This is a genomic window from Acetonema longum DSM 6540 (genome assembly GCF_000219125.1).
GTDB classification, from domain to species: Bacteria; Bacillota; Negativicutes; order Sporomusales; family Acetonemataceae; genus Acetonema; species Acetonema longum.
Genome location: NZ_AFGF01000157.1, coordinates 1 through 18,665, shown reverse-complemented (window position 1 = coordinate 18,665; position 18,665 = coordinate 1). Strand labels below are relative to the sequence as shown.

16 protein-coding genes and 4 pseudogenes are annotated in these 18,665 nt (G+C 45.9%); 19 read left to right on the top strand and 1 reads right to left on the bottom strand.

The genetic code is table 11. The annotated features are described in order from the left end of the window. The first annotated feature begins 185 nt into the window (after positions 1-185). The 19 genes and pseudogenes from ALO_RS14790 to glf form a co-directional block, all read left to right on the top strand. The gene (locus tag ALO_RS14790) at positions 186-596 is read left to right on the top strand and encodes a hypothetical protein (RefSeq protein ID WP_004097307.1); all 411 of its coding nucleotides are present in this window, start codon (positions 186-188) and stop codon (positions 594-596) included. Next, positions 574-1,110 carry a hypothetical protein gene (locus tag ALO_RS14785; RefSeq protein ID WP_004097305.1) on the top strand — a complete coding sequence of 179 codons (537 nt, stop codon included), beginning with the start codon at positions 574-576 and terminating at the stop codon, positions 1,108-1,110. Before ALO_RS14790 ends, ALO_RS14785 begins: the two co-directional genes overlap by 23 nt. A gap of 166 nt (positions 1,111-1,276) precedes the next feature. Next, positions 1,277-2,587 carry an S-layer homology domain-containing protein gene (locus tag ALO_RS21010; RefSeq protein ID WP_004097300.1) on the top strand — a complete coding sequence of 437 codons (1,311 nt, stop codon included), beginning with the start codon at positions 1,277-1,279 and terminating at the stop codon, positions 2,585-2,587. Between the two features lie 30 nt (positions 2,588-2,617). Next, positions 2,618-3,538, top strand: coding sequence for a hypothetical protein (locus ALO_RS14775; RefSeq protein ID WP_004097298.1), 921 nt, complete (start codon positions 2,618-2,620; stop codon positions 3,536-3,538). A 197-nt stretch (positions 3,539-3,735) separates the two neighbouring features. After that, entirely contained in the window at positions 3,736-5,178 is a 1,443-nt protein-coding gene (gene lptC / locus ALO_RS14770) for an LPS export ABC transporter periplasmic protein LptC (protein ID WP_004097296.1), read from the top strand. Positions 5,179-5,209: 31 nt separating this feature from the next. After that, complete coding sequence (locus ALO_RS14765) at positions 5,210-6,214, top strand: bifunctional heptose 7-phosphate kinase/heptose 1-phosphate adenyltransferase (RefSeq protein WP_004097294.1); 1,005 nt, start codon at positions 5,210-5,212, stop codon at positions 6,212-6,214. Positions 6,215-6,268: 54 nt separating this feature from the next. Then, entirely contained in the window at positions 6,269-7,231 is a 963-nt protein-coding gene (locus ALO_RS14760; protein ID WP_004097292.1) for a glycosyltransferase family 2 protein, read from the top strand. A gap of 64 nt (positions 7,232-7,295) precedes the next feature. After that, on the top strand, positions 7,296-8,282 hold the full coding sequence (gene rfaQ / locus ALO_RS14755) for a putative lipopolysaccharide heptosyltransferase III (RefSeq protein ID WP_004097290.1): 987 nt from the start codon (positions 7,296-7,298) through the stop codon (positions 8,280-8,282). A gap of 9 nt (positions 8,283-8,291) precedes the next feature. Continuing rightward, the gene (rfaE2, locus tag ALO_RS14750; protein ID WP_004097288.1) at positions 8,292-8,783 is read left to right on the top strand and encodes a D-glycero-beta-D-manno-heptose 1-phosphate adenylyltransferase; all 492 of its coding nucleotides are present in this window, start codon (positions 8,292-8,294) and stop codon (positions 8,781-8,783) included. A gap of 430 nt (positions 8,784-9,213) precedes the next feature. After that, entirely contained in the window at positions 9,214-9,969 is a 756-nt protein-coding gene (locus tag ALO_RS14745) for a glycosyltransferase family 2 protein (RefSeq protein WP_004097286.1), read from the top strand. Between the two features lie 19 nt (positions 9,970-9,988). Beyond that, positions 9,989-10,318: pseudogene (locus tag ALO_RS23830) on the top strand (glycosyltransferase); the annotation flags it as partial. Positions 10,319-10,815: 497 nt separating this feature from the next. Beyond that, positions 10,816-11,991, top strand: coding sequence for an O-antigen ligase family protein (locus ALO_RS14735; RefSeq protein WP_004097283.1), 1,176 nt, complete (start codon positions 10,816-10,818; stop codon positions 11,989-11,991). A gap of 253 nt (positions 11,992-12,244) precedes the next feature. After that, positions 12,245-13,726 (top strand): undecaprenyl-phosphate galactose phosphotransferase WbaP, encoded by a 1,482-nt coding sequence (gene wbaP / locus ALO_RS14730; RefSeq protein WP_050807028.1) that lies wholly within the window; start codon positions 12,245-12,247, stop codon positions 13,724-13,726. Positions 13,727-13,756: 30 nt separating this feature from the next. Further along, entirely contained in the window at positions 13,757-13,930 is a 174-nt protein-coding gene (locus tag ALO_RS22150) for a glycosyltransferase (protein WP_004097279.1), read from the top strand. Positions 13,931-14,118: 188 nt separating this feature from the next. Continuing rightward, positions 14,119-14,379, top strand: a pseudogene (locus tag ALO_RS21005) (glycosyltransferase); the annotation flags it as partial. Between the two features lie 70 nt (positions 14,380-14,449). Beyond that, positions 14,450-14,896, top strand: a complete 447-nt coding sequence (locus ALO_RS21000) for a hypothetical protein (protein WP_139025414.1) — start codon at positions 14,450-14,452, stop codon at positions 14,894-14,896. 265 nt (positions 14,897-15,161) lie between these two features. Further along, the gene (locus tag ALO_RS22145) at positions 15,162-15,380 is read left to right on the top strand and encodes a glycosyltransferase family 4 protein (protein WP_139025413.1); all 219 of its coding nucleotides are present in this window, start codon (positions 15,162-15,164) and stop codon (positions 15,378-15,380) included. 470 nt (positions 15,381-15,850) lie between these two features. Then, positions 15,851-17,155 (top strand): UDP-glucose dehydrogenase family protein, encoded by a 1,305-nt coding sequence (locus ALO_RS14720; RefSeq protein ID WP_004097272.1) that lies wholly within the window; start codon positions 15,851-15,853, stop codon positions 17,153-17,155. A gap of 88 nt (positions 17,156-17,243) precedes the next feature. Next, a pseudogene (glf, locus tag ALO_RS23955) lies at positions 17,244-18,191 on the top strand (UDP-galactopyranose mutase); the annotation flags it as partial. Between the two features lie 214 nt (positions 18,192-18,405). On the opposite strand, the pseudogene ALO_RS21500 reads toward glf, so the two are convergent. Beyond that, positions 18,406-18,665 (bottom strand): annotated as a pseudogene (locus ALO_RS21500) (transposase); the annotation flags it as partial.

Genomic DNA, 18,665 nt, shown 5'->3' with positions numbered 1-18,665 from the left:
TATAACCGAAGAGTCCGGAAGGGAAGGAAGGAGGTGCAACCTTAGGTATCCGACCGGTTTTCGCAGTAGGTTTATAGATATGAGTTCTTTGACAGGAACATATAGAGGAAACATGGATACTCTATGAAGTTTCCTTTCTTAGGCTCATGACTCAAACATAAACAAAAACCTAAGGAGGCAAACACATGAAAAAGACTCTTGTATTAGCTCTGGCGTTCGTATTCGTGTTCGGCCTGGCCGCAACCGCTTTCGCCGCTCCTGGCGATGGCGTTGATTTTGGTGGTAATGTCCGTCTGCGCTATGACAACTCCAAGGACGAGAATGATACCTCAACTGATGCTCAAACATTCCGTATCCGCTTAGATGCCAAAGCAGCTCTTGGCGAGGACTGGAAGCTGTTCGCTCGTTTGGAAACTGCGGAAGATTTCAAAGCTTCGTCTGAGGATACGAAAGGTACGGTCAAATTTGACCAATTATATGTGCAAAACAAAAACTTTACCGTTGGTCGCTACGCCTATATTCCGGTATTCGGTCTGGTAGCGGATAGCTATTTAGAAGGAGTTAAATTGTCCTGTGAGAGACGCTTTCAAAGCTAATGTCTACTATGGCCGTGAGAAAGAAACTAATGATGTCTTTGTGAATCCGACTTATACCGGCGTAGAGCTTTCTTACGACGCAACTGAGGATCTGTCTGTTAAAGGCGCATACCATATCTGGGGAGACAACGTTGCTGGTTCTGAAGATTTCAAAGTTGCTGAATTCGGGATTGGCTATCAGCTGACCTCTGATTTCAACCTGACAGGCAGCTATGCGATTGCTGACATTGACGTTGACGACGATTCCTCTTATGGTGTTGAACTGAAATATAAAGGTGCTGAGACCGCAACCACCGGCACTTGGGGCGCATGGGTGCAGTACAATGATACAGCGGCTACCTATGCAACTACTTTTAACCAAGATAACGGTTACAAAGGTTTTGAAGTAGGTTTTGAGTACGTACCGGTTACAAATTCCAAGTGGACCACTCTGTATGTTGATGCTGAGTCGTCTTACACTGGAAATACAGATGAAGTAAAATTATTCCGCACCCAGCTCGAACTGTTCTTCTAGTCTTGGAAGAATCACGGAAACCGCTAACGTTTGTTAGCGGTTTCTTTTTGTGTTGTGCAGCGATGAGCAGGAATAATTCGCCCCATTATAGAATCAAAGCACGTAAGATTATGGCGATTCATTCCTGATACTTACATATCATTTGACCTAAAAGGGAGGCAAATCCATGAAAAAAGGTTTCATCGCTGCCTTGGTGGCAGTGACTTTATTAGGTCTGGCCGGCACTGTTTTCGCCAATCCCTATTCCGACGTTCCGCCCGGCCACTGGGCATACGATGCTGTGAATGAACTGGCCAAAGCCGGCATTATGGGGGACTCATCCGGTAAATTCAACGGCAATCAAACCCTGACCCGCTACGAAATGGCTACCATCGTCGCCAGGGTGATGGCCCGGTCCGGCAAAGCCGATAACTCCTCCAAAGCTCTCGTCGATAAACTGGCAGTGGAATTTTCCGCTGAACTGGACAGCCTGGGCCTTCGCGTAACCAAGCTGGAGCAAGCTGGTTTTGGCAGCAGCGCCGCCAGTGTCAGTCTGAGCGGTGACTATCGCATGCGCTGGTCGGACGAAGATGTCGGTGGCGATACTGCCATGTCCCATCGGGTACGTTTGGCCGTCAATGCGGAAGTAAACGAAAACACCGACGCCTATATCCGCATTATGGGCTTTAACCATACCAATCTGGGACAGTGGCAAACCGAGCAGGGCTCCGACATGGATATCACGGATGCCAATGTGACAGTGAAAGGTTTTATCGGCACGGACTTCACCTTCGGCCGCTTCAGCCATAAACTGGGCATTATTGGCGCCTATCTGGATTCCACCGGCGGCTTCGACGGCGTGAAAACCGTCATCGGCGGCGGCAATGCCAAGCTGACGGCCGCTTTTGCCGATGCCAACCTGTTTACATATGACAGTACTACAACCCCCGGAAACTATCGCGGCGGCTCCAGCGCCGAAGTCGCCACCGTACAGGCGGATTTAGTCCTTACGAAACAACTGAGCATGGCTGTCTACTATCTCGACTGGGCTTCGGCTGGCGTCGGCATTGTGGATCCGCTTGTTGGCAACCCGGCTGAAACCGTAACCGGTTATGCTGCCCAATATGCCTTTAACCCTAATTGGAATATTGCCGCAGAATATCAAACTCAGAAAAAGGGCTCCCTGATCACTGCCGGGCGGGATGCTGACGACCTGAGCGTCAAACTGTCCTACAAAGGCGCTAAAGCCAACAGACCCGGGTCCTGGGGTTTCTATGCGGAGTACTTCGACTGGGAAGGCGCCGCCCTCGACAGTTATAGCGTTCTCAATCCCAGCGGCAGGGAAGCCTTGGGCCTTGGCGCTGAAGTGGCTCTGGCCAGGAATATCACCCTGGAAGCGTCCTACTATGACATCAAAAAGGACAAGGGCGTGTCCACACCTACACCTGCCGGTGACCCCAACACTTTCGCCATGGCGCAGGTTAATGTTTTCTTCTAAGCCGGAAATTTTATAAGGAGGATCAAAGGGATGCTGCGATATGCAATACATATGATCTTATTGGTCGTGCTGTTCTTAGCGCCGGCGGGGACTGGCCTGGCCGCCGGCGAGGATTCGACTGCTCTGGGCAAGATTGCGACGGTCGAGAAAGTATTCTATGGTTCCGAGCAAGCCGGCGCCATTCTGGAGCGGCTTAACAACCTGGAGAAGGACGCCTTTGGCTCTTCTAAGGAAAGAGTTCTCATAAACCGCATTAACGCGCTGTATTCTTTTACCCTGGAAAATAGCGCCGCATCCACTTCATTGATAACCAGACTGAACGCTGTGGAGTGGAGCTTCTCTCATACCATTACTCAAGAGCCGGTGAAGGTCAGGCTTGAACAGCTGGAGCAAAACCTGCTGGGGAGCGTTCCCGCCGGCCCTATTGGCGATCGCCTGCACGCTCTGACCAAACTGACCTACGGCGAAGCTTCCATTGAGGCAAGCGCCGTGAATATTCCCGAAGCTACCCTGGTGAAAATCAGGCTTTTGAGCAACCTGGACAGCAACAAAAGCAAGTCGGGGGACAATGTTTTATTCCGGGTTGCCGACGATGTATATGTGGATGATGTCCTGGTCATCCCGACAGGATCCTACGGCTACGGCAAGGTAAAAACCGTTCAGCCCAAGAAAAGCTTCGGGCGTGATGCCAAGCTGGAGGTGGAGTTCAACAGTGTGGAAGCTATGGACGGCTCCAGTGTTGTTACCTTGCTGGGGGATGAGGCCAAGGAGAAAACCCGCTCCATGGCCTATGCGGCAGGCGCTTCCGTTGCCGGTCTGGCCCTTCTGGGGCCGGTGGGCCTGGTCGGCGGCTTGTTCGTCCACGGCAATGATATCGTCATCCCGCCGGGAACTGAAATGTATATCCAAGTCGCGGTGGGAACACCGGTCTATGGCGTGAAATTAAAATAAAGAACACAATAGGTTTTAAAGAGCCGGAACAGTATCTGCTGTCTCTGGTTTTTTTTCTTTATAGAATTTCCTGATATTGGAACGAAGAAAAAAGCAGGAATTTCGCATCTTTTGTAGAAAATAATATAGATTTCCTTCCTCTGATCACAAGGTTCTGTTTTCAGAATAAACCTTAAATAAATAGATAGGAGTACACAATGTGCAGGAAAAGAAAGGTTGCCCTTGGCATATTGGCGCTCATGATCGTTTTCGGACAAAATGTCTCTGAACCGGTTTCGGCCCAGGCGACAAAACAAGATGAAAAAAAGGTAGCGCCGGGATCCGGCGCAGCACAAAATGCTCCGATCGAAATTGAAGCGGATCAGGTCTATTTCAGCGAAGAATCCGGCGAAATGTACGCTCGGGGCAATGTAAAAATAAAGCAGAATCAAGATACCATTCTAACCGATTATATCCAGGGCAACACCCAGGAGACCCGCATCTGGGTGGACGGCAGCGCCACGATTACCCAGCCGGCGCTGAACCTGACAGGCAACGGCATTGACTACAATTACGGCGCCCGGACCGGCACGATCCGCAATGCCGCCGGCACTGTCTACAAGGACGTTTCGCCTGCCGGCGACGGCCAGGGGCGCAAACAGTATATCTCCGGCCAGAATATCCAACTGGCGCCGGGCTACATTGTGGCCAATGACGGCACTTTGACCGGCTGTCCGGCCAAGATTCCGGACTACCATATCAGCGCCAAAAAAATAGAAATCTGGCCCAACGAGAGAATCGTGGCCCACGATGTGACCTTCTGGATTAAACAAACCAAGGTATTTAAAATGAGACGCTATGAGAAAGATCTGAATGAGCCCGAAAGCAGCTTTCCACGGATCGGCTATCAAAGCGATAACGGCCTGTATATCAAACAACATCTGGAATATGGCCTTACCGATAACCTGTCGGCATTTACCAATTTAGCCTACTATACCAAAGCCTATTTCAAACCGGATGTGGGATTGAAATGGCGTCAGCCCGGCTATACTACCACATTGAGGGCCGGTGAGTATTATGACGGCGACTACTGGATTAAGAAGGAACCGGAGTTGAAAATCGCTCTTGACCGGCGTCGCATCGGCGAATCACCGGTAAGCTATACCATAAGCGCATTGTATGGCAAATGGAGTGAAGACACGAAAGAAAGCTGGCATCAGGATTACGGCATCTATTTTTCCCATGATGCCATTCCTTTGAGTTCAGACCAATCGTTGAATCTGTATTTGGGAACTGGGTTTAACCATGTGCGTGAGAGTTATGACGACTCGACCAATAATATCTACCGCTACGATGCTACCCTTAGAAAATCCTGGAGCCCTCGTTTCAGTACCTGGGTAGCCTATCATCATGTGGAAAATAACCATTCTTTGTTTAAATATGGCAGTAGCTCCCTGTTAAAGGCATTCGATTCCGGCTTTTCCTATCAGATTGACCGCTTGAACAAGTTTTCCTACAGTCAAAGATATGATCTGGATAGCCAAAGCCTTTACGACCAGGACTATACCCTTAGCAGAAACCTGCATTGCTGGACAATGGACGTGACCTATCGGGCGAAACGGGAACAATGGAAACTGGATGTGCATACGCTGCATTTTTAGCGATAAATCAGGATGAGAGGAGTTCGTTTCAGTGGATAACAGCTTGCTGCCCTTTGTGCAAGCCATGCAAAATCAACCGATTATGCTGATCGGCGATATGGTTGCCGATGTATACTTAGAAGGGAGAATCTCGCGCATTTCCCGGGAGGCGCCGGTTCTGATTCTGGAACATGCCGGCGAGACGGTGGTGCCGGGAGGCGCCGCCAACGCGGTTCATAACGTCGCCGCCTTAGGAGGAGACGTTTTCGCCGTAGGCGTGATCGGCGACGACGGAGCGGGACAGTCCCTAACGCAAGTGTTGACGGCTAAAGCCGCTCACACCCAGGGACTTATCGCCGACAGCACCCGACCCACCATCACCAAGACCCGGATCATGGCCGGCGGACAGGCCACGGTTCGGCAACAGGTGGTGCGCATTGACCGGGAAGAGAAAAAGCCTCTGTCGGAACCAGTCGAGGCAGCTGTTTTAAACTATATCCGCAGCCACGTGGAGTCTATGGCGGTAGTGGTGATGAGCGACTATGGCGGTCAAAGCGTCTCGCCGGCCGTCAGAAAGCTGGTGCTGGATACATGCCGCCCAAAAGGCATTCCCACCATTGTCGACTCCCGGTATGATATTCTGTCCTATACCGGCGTGACCGTGGTCAAGCAAAATGAATCCGAGGCAGCTGCAGCGGTTGGCTCTTCGGGTTTTGTAAGCGAAACTGCGCTGCTGTCCGCCGGTAAGACATTGTTGTCCAAGCTGAAAGCAAGGGCAGTGCTGATCACCCGTGGTCCGGACGGCATGACCCTGTTTGAACCGGGGGATAAAGTGACCCAAGTTCCAGTGGTGAACCGCAGCGAAGTATATGATGTGACCGGCGCCGGCGATACGGTCGTTGCAGCCATGGCATTAGCCATGGCTGCCGGTGCTTCCTATCCACAAGCCGCCCAAATCGCTACTTTTGCCGCCGGTATTGTGGTGAGAAAGCTGGGGACGGCTACGGCCACCCCGGCAGAACTGGCGGCGGCGATAGAAGAATATATTAAAAAATAGTGCAGGACTTTATCAAATTGGATCGAATTTGGTAAATTTGAGGACGGTGAGATTATGAAAGATTTGGTCTCAGTCATTGTGCCGGCATATAATGTCAGTCTATATATTGGGGAATGCATCTATTCTGTGAAGCAGCAAACTTATAAAAATTGGGAATTAATTGTAATCGATGACGGATCAACGGATCACACTTTCGAAATTGCGCAGCGATGCGCTAAAGGCGACGAAAAGATCCGAGTTCACCGCCAGGAAAATCAAGGTGTTTCCGTGGCGCGCAACAAAGGCATGGAACTTGCCCAAGGTCAGTGGGTCGTTTTTCTGGATGGAGATGATTACTGGACGCCGGAATTATTGGCCAAGCTGGTGGCGGAAAAACAAACAAGCGGTGCGGATGTGGCTTATTGCGGCTACAACCACGCCTATAGCAACGGTTTTGTACGGCGCTATCGATATAAATATCCCAACGGAGATCTATTGCTGCCTTTTTTTCGCGGGAAAGTGCGGTTGCAGATCGGGGCCATGTTGATCACTAAGGCATTGTTAATAGAGCGAAATATTGCGTTTACGCCAGGATGCCTTACTGGTCAGGACTGGGAAGTTATTGCCAAACTTACGGCTGTGGCGAATTTTTCCGTCGTTCCCGAAAATCTGCACATGTATCGCGTGCGGCCTAATTCTGCAATTACCTCTAAATGGAACTGGAAAAAACGGATCCACACTCTTTTTGCATATAGACGGGCTGCTGAGTTTGTCCTCCAGGAACGCCGAGAGGCACCGGATCTTCCGAAAATCAGGACTGTATTAGACAAAAGCGTGGCATTTAAGTTTTATAAATTTTTGTGGCGCACTATTAAAGCTAAGGCATATGATGACGCACTTGCCCTGATGGATAATGCGGAGTATAAACAGCTATTAGATCACATTGATGAAAATAACTTGGCGCTGATTGACAGGCTTAAATTTTATACGGTACTATCAAGAAATAAATGGTGTTGGCGGTGCGCTCGGTTGTTTTAAGTGCTATATTCGCTGCAAGGGGCAATATAAATGGCCGCCTTGAGTCGTTACAGGAGGTCTTTCTTTGGCAATTCATAAAGCGGATATAAACAAAGTCTTGGTCATCAACCTGGCGTATATTGGTGATATGATTATCGGCTTTCCAGTATTGCGGGCGTTAAGGAATGAGTTCTCTCAGGCAACTATTGATATGTTGGTTACGCCTGGCGTAGCTGTTGTTGCTGGAGCCAATCCTTTTATTCAAGAAGTCATACAATATGATAAAACCGGAGTTCATAAGAATATATTTGCTTTGTGGACACTGATCAAAAATCTGAGATCCCGGCAGTACGATATGGTCATATGTACAAATTTGGCCGTTCGCGGGGCTATTCTAGCCTGGCTGCTCGGAAGCAAATATCGTGTTGGGTATGATCTCCATGGGGGGCGGTTCTTTTTAACCCATGCCGCTTCAAATCGATACAGGCATTTGCATGAAGCGAGAAGACGCTTGGAGCAATTGGAAGTCATCGGGATTCATACTGACGATATTCGTTTGGCCTATACGCTTGATGCCGATTTTGCCGGTGCTGTAGAGCGATTTTTGGCCCAATGGGGGCTGAAGGAAAAGACGTATACGGTTATTTGCCCCGCCGGACGCCATGCGAGAAAAAGCTGGAGTAATGAGAATATGGCTTTATTGATTGATTGGCTGTATGCCTGTTATGGTCAGCGAACTATATTAATCGGCGGAAGTAAAGACGAGGCGAGCATCCGTGAAATCGCCGAGCGATGCGCCAGCCATCCCGTTCAGGCGGCTGGAGTGTTTAATTTGCGACAATTGCCGCATTTAATCACAAAAGCCAGATGTATGATTTCTGTAGATACAGGGCCAATGCATATGGCCGCTGCCTTGGATATACCGGTCGTGGCTCTGTTCGGCCCTACTAAGGCGGCTTTGTGGAGGCCTCTGAGCGAAAATAGCATTGTGGTTCAGGCGCCGGGAAAAAATATGATCAATCTAAAACTTGAAGACGTGCAAAATGCCTGTCAGGAATGTCTGAGGTGGTGAGAAGACGACATGAAGATTGTAACACCAGTGAAAATAAGAAAGCGGGAATCACTGCAAGAACTGACTGAACGTTATAAAGCCGAGGGAAAAACCACTGTTTTTACCAATGGCTGCTTTGACATTCTCCATGCCGGTCACGTTCGATATTTAGGCGAAGCCAGGCATTTAGGTGATTGTTTGATCGTCGGCCTGAACAGTGACGCGTCGGTGCGTCGGTTAAAAGGGCCGAAGCGGCCGGTGAACTGCCAGGAGGACCGGGCGGAGGTCATCGCCGCCTTGGCGGCGGTGGATTATGTTGTTATCTTTGACGAAATGACAGCAGAGTCAATTGTTGCGGACATTCGGCCGGATATCTATGTGAAAGGCGGTGACTATTTGCTGGACCATCTGCCGGAAGCGAAAATCGTTGCTCAATATGGCGGGCGGACAGTCTTGATTCCTGAAGTACCGGGCCGATCGTCGACGAATATTATTCGCAAAATTGAAGAAGTGGGAAATTGATACGGTTTGTGGAAAACGTTCTCAAGATGCGGTGATACTGACTTTAGTCGAACGAAAAACCGGCAGATCATCACGATTCCCTTAGCTGACAAAACGAGTCAATCTGTTTGTAGTGGCCTAAAGGCCATAAAATAGCGGTTCGGTCGGCACTTTCCAGCGATTGTTAAAAGCATTACGGCCGATAATGGTTCAGAGTTTTCCGAGCTTGCCGTTCAGTTAGAAAAAGGGAACAGCCACGCGTATTTCTCCCATCCCTTTCATCCTGGGAGCGTGGAACCAATGAAAGGCACAATGGGCTAATTCGCCGGTTTATCCCTAAAAGAGCTTGCCTTTCTACCATAGCGCCAGAGACGATTCAACGGGTATTTTTTGAGAGAAGATAGGCAAAGACATTACCAGACAATATTAGCAGTAAAGGATGAGTGCAACGATGAGCAATCGTTTAGCAGTTTTAATTCTGACGTATAATGAAGCAGAAAATATCGCCGATTGTATTGCCACTGCGGCCTTTGCGGATGAAATAATTGTTATCGACTCCGGCAGCACTGATAGAACAGTCGAGATTGCGCGACAATCAAGAGCAAAGTGCGTTTTGCAGCCGATGACCGAAGGATTTGCTGCTCAACGAAATTTTGCCTTAACCCAGACCGAAGCGGAATGGGTGCTTTATTTAGACGCTGACGAACGGCTTTCGGAGGAGGCGTCCCGAGAAATCCGCAACATGGTAGAGTGTGGAATTTCATCAGCATACACAATTCCGCGAATTAACGTATTATTTGGTCAGCCCGTCCGATATGGTGCTTATGCGCCGGATTTTTCACTGCGTCTTTACCCGCGCGATCACATTTGCTGGGAAGGTTTGGTTCATGAGAAGGCGATTACTGATTTGGCGGTTAAAAAGCTGCGAGGCCATATGTTCCATTATACATACAGATCCTGGGACAGGTATTTTTTTAAATTTAATCAATACACTTCGTTATTGGCCGAACAAAAGCATCAACAGGGGAATAAAGCATATATTACTGATATACTTTTTCGCCCTCTTTTTGCGTTTCTGCGTTCTTATATTTTAAAATCTGGTTGGCGAGACGGCATGGCCGGTTTCATTTTTGCCATGCTTCGGTTCTTTAGCACTATGATCAAATATGCTAAATTGTATTTTTTGCAGAAAAAAGGTTTTAGATAGTGAAGGTGAGGTGTGATATGTGTATCTTTCTTGTTTAATACTTGTAAAGAATAATGCACGCACGATTCGTTACGCATTGGAAAGCGTGAAAAAATATGTTGATGAGGTTGTCATCATTGAGTCCGGCAGTACAGACACGACCCTGGATATAGCGCGTGAATATACAGACCAGATCTTCTTTCGCGAGTGGGACAATCATTATGGAAATCAAAGAAATTTTGGCCTTTCAAAATGTCACGGACAATGGGTTTTTCTTTTAGATTCCGATGAATTCGTTGGTGAAAATTTTGGTAAAGTGGTTTCTTTACTTAATAATCGCTACAGGACTATTGCTATCCCGCGTTATCAAATTATTAATCTTGCTAAAATGCTACAAATAACTACCAGACCGCATTGGTTTGACTGGCAAACTCGGCTTATTAAAAATGATGGCACTATTAGATATGAAGACAAACCGGTTCATGAAGCATTAGCAAACTATCGTCCCCGTTTGAGATGCAATCTGGCAAACATATTTCACCTGGACTTTGTTGTTAACGACTACTCCAGCAGACAGCAAAAAGTGAATTATTATGAGCGCCAGTATCCGGGTGCAGGTTATCCCCGAATGTACTTGTTTGAGGATTTTCCATACAAAACAGCCTGCGTACTGGAAATGCCGGAACCTCATGTCCTTGAATTATTACGGCAGAATAAAGAGTTCCTTTCTTATCCGGACCATAGTAGCATCATGACTGAACTGCAGCAAAAATTTCAATATCATACACGGTCACTCCTGACAAAAGCGCGTTCCGCGTGGGGGATATAATATGTCAGCATCAACAAAGTGTTCTATGGAGGAATTTTATGGTTAAGCCGGAATTATTACAAAAGGGCATATACTATTCATTAATAGTATATGCCCTTTCCTCCGCGATATCAATTGCAGCCGGGAATATTGCGACTTCCTTGGCCTTTATTTTCGCAGTTCTGATGTGGTGTTTTCATAAAGATGAAGTTCCCGGGCATATGCCGCGAAGGTTTTGGCTGGCTCTGGGGTTCTTTTTGACAACCTTTTTCTTGTCGTCGCTATTTGCTTATGATCCTCTAGTGGCGTTACGCAGGATTCTGACGAATCTCTATCGCATGTCGCCGCTTTTTTTTGCGGCATATTTCATTAAGGACCGGTGCCAAGTCTTCACCCTCGCGGTATTGATCGCTATTTCGGCCGTGATTGCAGATACATATGCTCTTTGGCAAGGCGTCCATGGAAATTATCGGGCGGCTGCATTTAGTTCGCACCCTATGATCCTGGCAGGTTGTTTGATCCAGGTTATACCAATGTGTATGATTATGGGATTACATGAAATAAACCTATCAGCAAAATTTCGCGCTATTTTTTACGGCGCCATGCTACTTTCGTTGATCACGCTGTTCTTTAACGGCACGCGGGGAGCATGGATTGCGGTAGCTTTTATCCTGGGACTTTATTTTTTTTACTCATTGAGGCGGTTAAAAAAAGCGGCGGTGGTTATTGGCCTGTTAGTTATTATGTTTAGCGTAATGTTCTGCATATCGCCTGCCGGACAGGAACGATTCATGTCCATCTTTGATATGAATAATCAATCGAATCATGAAAGGCTCCTGATGTGGACAAGCGCCTGGCAAATGTTTCGGGACCATCCGCTGACAGGCGTGGGAGTTGGAAACTATACTGAGCAATATCAAACTCGGTATATATTGCCTGAGGCAAAAGAGAGAGACCAGAGACACGCGCATAATAACCTTTTCCACGTACTGGCCGAAACTGGAATTATAGGCACTATAGGGTTCTTGGGGTTATTTGGATACATTACCGCGCATGCCGTGCAAAAATATACTACGACACTTGATGCATGGGGATTGGTGATAATACTGGTAACAATTACTCTTTTTACACAAGGATTGACTGAATATAATTACGGGAACTCAGCAGTCATGCGGCTATATTGGATGATTACCGGGCTGGCTTTTGTCAGCTTTCGACATGGAAGAATGACCTGAGAGATAAACCGGAAGTCGCGCAGCGCTGGTGACATTTCGCGATTAAGCCTATAATACCTTAAAAGTGGATAATTCTCTCGCTTCATTACTATTTGTGCCGCTATTTCGCGGCGGAATAGCGCTTTTTGTGATTAGATCAAATCTGTTGCATCTTTTGGCAGGAAATTGTTAAATGGCGACGAATTGTGTAAAAAGGTGTAACTTCCGCCTACAGTTTAGCGGACACATTTCAGATCAGGGTAGGTGAATTTTGATGAATTCCTCGCGGACAATAATCTTAAATCCACCGGATTCTATTAGCGTTGTCCCTATCTCTAACCGCATAGGTCAATGGTTGTCGCCAATGATTCTTTGCGGCACCGATTACCTGACCTTAGTTGCAGCCATGTGGTCAGCTTTTTATATGCGCGAACTCATTATTCTTTCGCTCTTTCCTCGGTTGCTATCCTACCCGCTTCCTAATTACTTCTATTATGTTACACCTCTAATATTTATGGGCTTTCTTTTTTATGAAAGAATCTACGCCAGGCGATTGCCATTTTGGAAAAACATTGAACTTGTTTTCAAAGTGTGCAGTTACTCCGTCGCCCTTATTATCGGGGTGTTTTTTGTAACCGGAATTATGAAAGATATGTCTCGCATACTGATTGCCTTGATTTGGGTAACATCATTTGCGTATCTGGTAGTGACGCAATATGCATTAAAACGTTTGCTTTTATATTGCGGTCTATGGCAAAAGCCTGTTGTAATTGTAGGCGCCGGGAAAACGGCGGAATTACTGGTCAAGGCGTTTGAAGCTGACCCTGGCATGGGATACAAAGTCGCGGGAGTTATTGAGGACCATTATCAGGAACGGCCTTTAGCTCATCAGTATCCGCTTTGGGGAAATTTTTCCAATATAGAAGAGGCTGTGATGCGCAGCGGTGTACGGGATGTCATGGTTGCGGCTCCGGGTCTGGAGAGGGAACAACTCCTGGATCTTGTCTACAGAATACAGCCACATGTAAGTAACCTCATTTTAGTCCCCAACCTTTTCGGCATACCGATGGCAAATCTAGAAGCCGAAACCATGGCGAATCAGCAGGCCTTACTATTGAGAATAAAGAACAACTTGGCCAGGACATATAACCGGTTGTTTAAATATACATTTGATATTATAGCTACTATACTGGGTGGGCTGGCTGTTTTACCCGTTATGGGAGTTACAGCTATCTTGATTTATATTGATTCACCGGGGCCGGTTTTTTTTGCGCATCGTCGGGTGGGTGCGAAAGGGGAAAGGTTTCTCTGTTATAAGTTTCGTACTATGGTAGTGGATGCCGGGGAAAAACTGGAACAATACTTGGAGCAAAATCCGGATGCTGCGGCAGAATGGCGGAAGGACTTTAAGCTAAAAGATGATCCCCGGATCACTCGTATGGGCAAATGGTTGCGCCAAACCAGCCTGGATGAACTGCCGCAGATAATTAACGTATTAAAAGGAGAAATGAGCCTAGTCGGTCCTAGGCCCATCGTAGAGAAAGAAATTGAGAAATACGGAGAAACCATTCATGATTATTATTTGGTCCGTCCGGGAATTACCGGCTACTGGCAGGTAAACGGACGTAATGATGTGGATTATGAGACCAGAGTGCAGATGGATTCATGGTATGTGCGCAACTGGTCGTTATGGCTGGACATGGTAATACTAATGAAAACTTTTAATGTTGTTTTTCGCAAAGAAGGAGCCTATTAGGGTAGCCAATCAAAGGGGTATAATAGATTCATGAAGAAAATTGTAACAGTTATTGTCACATTTAACCGGAAAAATAAACTAATGGCAGCTATAGACGCATACTTAAAGTCAAATATTTTTAAAATTGTCGTTGTTAATAATGCTTCTACTGATGGGACTGACTCCTATTTAGGGTTTGCTAACCAAACCCTATCTTTCTCCTAAATCCTCTCGGCAACTATGTATTCGCCAGAAAATAGCCTGCCAAGAAAATGAGCAAAACAAACCCGGAGCTTGTGCTCCAAGTTCATCACCAAAAGCTGCATGGCAATCATGCATTCCGCCGTTTCTTTGAGACGGGCGGGGCTTTAATTTGGTTACGTTAATTTTGAAGACACGACCTAGCGGAATATGCAATCAAGGATTCTCGAATTAGACTCCTGCACCAGAAAAATGCTGGAGCAGGTGCAGCTCGAAATCGGGGCCTTGAGATGGCAAGAGGTGAATATCTGTCTTTTTTGGACTCAGACGATTTTTTTGAAGAGAATATGCTGGAGCTGGCTTATACAAAAGCAAAGGAAGATGACGCGGATATTGTTGTATTTAAGGCAGATCTTTATTGGAATGACTCCGATTATTTTGAGTCGGCTCCATGGTACTGCAAAAAAAGCTAATTCCGGCCATATGTCCCTTTGCAGGAACCGATATCATAGGAAATCCTTTTCGAGCATTTGTAGGATGGGCGTGGGACAGCTGTTTCGTACAGACTTTGTGCGTGAAAAAGGATATCTGTTTCAAGAGCAACGCACCAGCAACGATTTGTTGTTTGTCTTTTCTGCTATCACAGATGCCAAACGTATAACAATCTTGGATGAAATATTGGTGCACCAACGGCGGGACGTTTCCTCTTCACTTTCGGTCACACGGGAAAAGTCTTGGGATTGCTTTTACTATGCGTTAATTGTTTTGCGGGAGCATCTGCAACGAATGGGTTCTTTTGAGAGATTTGAACGGGACTATATCGATTATGCGTTGCATTTTTCGCTGTGGAATATTAATTCGATAAAAGGTTTTGCTTATGAAAAACTTTATAATAAACTAAAGAGTGAATGGTTCAAAGATTGGGCATTGAGCGGCTTGATGCCCAATGCTTTGAACTTAAAAGTGAGTATCAGCAATACCGCCATATAAAAAGAACATTATAATGAAAATCATAATAAGGAAAATGATATAAAAATAAAATAAATTTTATTTTTGTTGGAACAATTAATGACCGCAAGGCATTTGATGTTTATCTTGATGCCTTTGAAGCATTGCCAAAAGAATATCAAGAACGAGTTCACTTGTATTTTGCTGGTAGATTAAATGATAATATTAAAGACTACTAGAAATAATAATATTACTTTTTGGGGACAAATTACAGATACAGATAAAAAAATAGAGTTATCTTAGAAAGATGGATGCATTTGTTATTGTTTCAAGAGATGAATCATGCTCGCTGGTAGCATTAGAATGGGCAATGATGGGAACCCCATTAATTGTAAGTGGAAATGTTGGTGCTGACAATGGTTGGGTTGTTGAGACGGGTACCCATAAATCTCTCTTGAAGCAGTTTTTAGACAGATTATTGATGAACCTGAAAAATTACGCAATATGGGTAAAAATTCCAGAATAAAATATTTAAAGACTTCAACCGTATCCATTTATGAAAGAAACATTATCAATATGGCAAATGAAGTTCTTTCAAATTCAACTATAGAAAGAGAGAGTATTGCTTTCCAACAAGCACAAATTGAGATTAATCAGTTGAATAAAGAAATATCAAATATCCGTGCTTCGTGGGCATATCGCATTGGGCCGTTTTGTAACGTTTTTACCCCGTAAAGTTCGTGGACTAATACGCTGTTATAAAGATAACGGCTTGTGGTACACTCTGCAACGTGTAAAAGTGAAACTGACAGGTCTATAGAAGAGGAAAGTATATGAAAATTATTTCAGAGCGTATTCTAGGTGACCAGATTCAAATTTTAGACGACTGTTATTCACCGTTCAGAAAGCACTAACTAACCTTAAATAACCTGCTTGTGGTCATCTTTTTGACTGACACTACTTATCCCTAATTAACGAAAAGGAGCGTACTAAAACTTGAAAATAGCAATTGCCGGCACAGGCTATGTTGGTCTTGTTTCAGCCGTTGTACTAGCTCATGTTGGTCACCATGTCGTCTGTGTGGACGTAGACGAGACCAAGATTGAGCAATTGAAAAAAGGCATTTGTCCCATCCATGAACCAGATCTGCCCGAGTTGATGACAGAAAACTTCTGTCGTCTTGCCTTCACCACCGATTATGCCGCCGCTTATTCAGATAAGGATATCATATTTATCGCCGTGGGTACGCCGGAAAAGGTGGACGGCTCAGCCAATATGTCATATGTTTATGCCGTTGCCGAGCAGATTGCCGCCTCCGTTACCCGCGACTGCGTAGTGGTGGTGAAGTCCACCGTACCCATCGGCACCAATGAAAAAGTAGAACAGCATCTGAAAAAGCATTTGAAACGCGATGTTGCCATCGAGGTGGTTTCCAATCCGGAGTTTTTGTCTCAGGGCACTGCAATAAAGGACATGCTTCACGGCAGCCGTATCGTGGTGGGTACGGACTCGGAATCCGCCCGCCGGGTGATAGCCAGCATCTATGAAAATCTGGATCAGCCCGTTATATTCACTGACCGCCGCAGTGCGGAGATGATTAAATATGCCTCCAATGACTTTTTAGCCTTGAAAATCTCCTACATAAACGAAATTGCTAACATCTGTGAGGTACTGGGAGCAAATGTGGTGGATGTGGCCCGGGGCATGGGCATGGACCCCCGTATTGGGGACAAGTTCCTGCGGGCTGGTATCGGTTACGGCGGATCCTGCTTCCCGAAGGATACAAAAGCGCTACACTGGCTGGGCAACTTCCATGATCAAGAATTAAAGACGGTAAAAGCAGCCATTGAGGTTAACGAAAACCAAAAGCTGCGCCTTATCAAAAAAGCGCGTAAGTATTATAGCAGTTTTGAGGGCATTACCGTCGCGGTGCTGGGACTGACTTTCAAGCCTGGCACGGATGATCTGCGCGAAGCGCCGTCTTTGGCCAATATCCCTATCCTGCTGGATGATGGCGCGAAGGTCAAAGCCTATGACCCCTGCGGCGTGGAGAATTTTAAAAGAAAAGTCAGCGGGGATATTGTATATTGCGCCACCCCTGAAGAAACCTTGAGAGACGCTGATATTTGCTTTATCCTTACTGAATGGCCGGAAGTGATGGAACTGCAGCCTAATCATTTTCTCACCATGAGGCGTCCCATCATTTTAGATGGACGGAACTGTTATGATCCGGGGCTTATGGGAGACTATCCCCTGATTTACGATTCTATCGGAAGAACGATAATATCCAATCTAGACTAAAAAGAGATAAACCTTTCCATAAAATTATGTATCCTGCTATAGACTCATGTGGTCTATGTTTCTGAGAAATGAAAGGAATTAATAGATAATGAAATACGATTATCTTATTGTTAGTGCGGGTTTGTTTGGTTCCGTCTTTGCCTATGAGGCCAAAAAGCGGGGCAAATCTTGCCTTGTGATTGATAAACGCGGCCACATTGGCGGTAATATATATATTGTGAATCCATAGATGGAATTAATGTGCACAAATACGGAGCCCACATCTTCCATACCGGCAATCAGGCAATCTGGCAGTATATCAATCAGTTTGCGGAATTCAACAATTACGTTAATTCACCTATTGCTGTTTATAAAGATGATTTATATGATTTGCCTTTCAATATGAATACCTTCAGTAAAATGTGGGGAATCAAGACTCCGGCTCAGGCAAGGCAAAAATTGAAGAACAAATTCCGCCGGATAAATATTGCCGAACCTTCAAATTTAGAGGAACAGGCTTTATCATTAGCCGGCAGAGATGTTTATGAAAAGTTGATCAAGGGATATACTGAAAAGCAATGGGGACGTTCCTGTACAGAGCTTCCTGCTTTTATTATTAAAAGGCTGCCTTTGCGTTTTACCTATGACAATAATTATTTTAACGATCGTTATCAAGGCATTCCCCTCGGGGGTTATACCCCTATTATTGAGAAAATGCTTTCCGAAATCGAGGTGCGGCTTAATACGGATTATTTTGACTTTATCAAGTCTGAAAAAAAACCGTATTTACCGGCGCGATTGATGCCTTTTTCAGGTATAAGTTAGGCCATCTCGAATACCGTTCTTTGCGTTTTGAGCATGAACGTCTGGACTGCGACAATTATCAGGGCAATGCCGTTGTCAATTATACTGAGCGTGAAATTCCGTATACCAGGATTATCGAGCATAAGCATTTTGAATTTGGAAAACAAACCACAACTGTAATTTCAAAAGAGTATCCCTCTGAATGGAAACCCGGTGATGAACCGTATTACCCGTCAATGATCAAAAAAATAATGGAAGTTCATTGTAAAATAAAAAGCAAACAGCCAAAGAGAGAAACCGAGTATGATAAAAGTGACCAAACCCAACCATACGGAGGTTTCAAACTATGGCTGCTGCTACCCATGATACCACATCCGCACGATCTTTTGAACATCTAAGCGCCTATGAACGAGGGGTAGTGTCAAGAAAGTTTCGCAAAAAGGTTTGCAGTCCGTCAGTAAAATTAATTAGCCAATAGAAAGCTCCGACTCAGGGCCGCCAGCTTCCAAATGCTTCATGTTCATATATTTTTTGCAGCCCCATTGAGTGCCGGCAACGTGGCGAAGGCGGGTACAGACTAGCATCAAAGCCGACTGCCCGCCAGGGAACGCGCCAACGACTCTGGTCGACGTCTGATTTCCCGGTTGAGGCATTCTGTCACATTGTTGGTCGGGATTCTCGTCCAGTGCTCAGAGGGAAAGTCGGTATAGGCGAGTGTTTCCTGAAA

Excerpts from the sequence above, each read along its gene's own strand:
- rfaE2 (WP_004097288.1), top strand. The coding sequence starts at position 8,292 with ATGAAGATTGTAACACCAGTGAAAATAAGAAAGCGGGAATCACTGCAA.
- ALO_RS14775 (WP_004097298.1), top strand. The coding sequence starts at position 2,618 with ATGCTGCGATATGCAATACATATGATCTTATTGGTCGTGCTGTTCTTA.
- ALO_RS14790 (WP_004097307.1), top strand. The coding sequence starts at position 186 with ATGAAAAAGACTCTTGTATTAGCTCTGGCGTTCGTATTCGTGTTCGGC.
- lptC (WP_004097296.1), top strand. The coding sequence starts at position 3,736 with ATGTGCAGGAAAAGAAAGGTTGCCCTTGGCATATTGGCGCTCATGATC.
- wbaP (WP_050807028.1), top strand. The coding sequence starts at position 12,245 with ATGAATTCCTCGCGGACAATAATCTTAAATCCACCGGATTCTATTAGC.
- ALO_RS14745 (WP_004097286.1), top strand. The coding sequence starts at position 9,214 with ATGAGCAATCGTTTAGCAGTTTTAATTCTGACGTATAATGAAGCAGAA.
- ALO_RS22145 (WP_139025413.1), top strand. The coding sequence starts at position 15,162 with ATGGATGCATTTGTTATTGTTTCAAGAGATGAATCATGCTCGCTGGTA.
- ALO_RS22150 (WP_004097279.1), top strand. The coding sequence starts at position 13,757 with ATGAAGAAAATTGTAACAGTTATTGTCACATTTAACCGGAAAAATAAA.
- ALO_RS14735 (WP_004097283.1), top strand. The coding sequence starts at position 10,816 with ATGGTTAAGCCGGAATTATTACAAAAGGGCATATACTATTCATTAATA.
- ALO_RS21010 (WP_004097300.1), top strand. The coding sequence starts at position 1,277 with ATGAAAAAAGGTTTCATCGCTGCCTTGGTGGCAGTGACTTTATTAGGT.
- ALO_RS14760 (WP_004097292.1), top strand. The coding sequence starts at position 6,269 with ATGAAAGATTTGGTCTCAGTCATTGTGCCGGCATATAATGTCAGTCTA.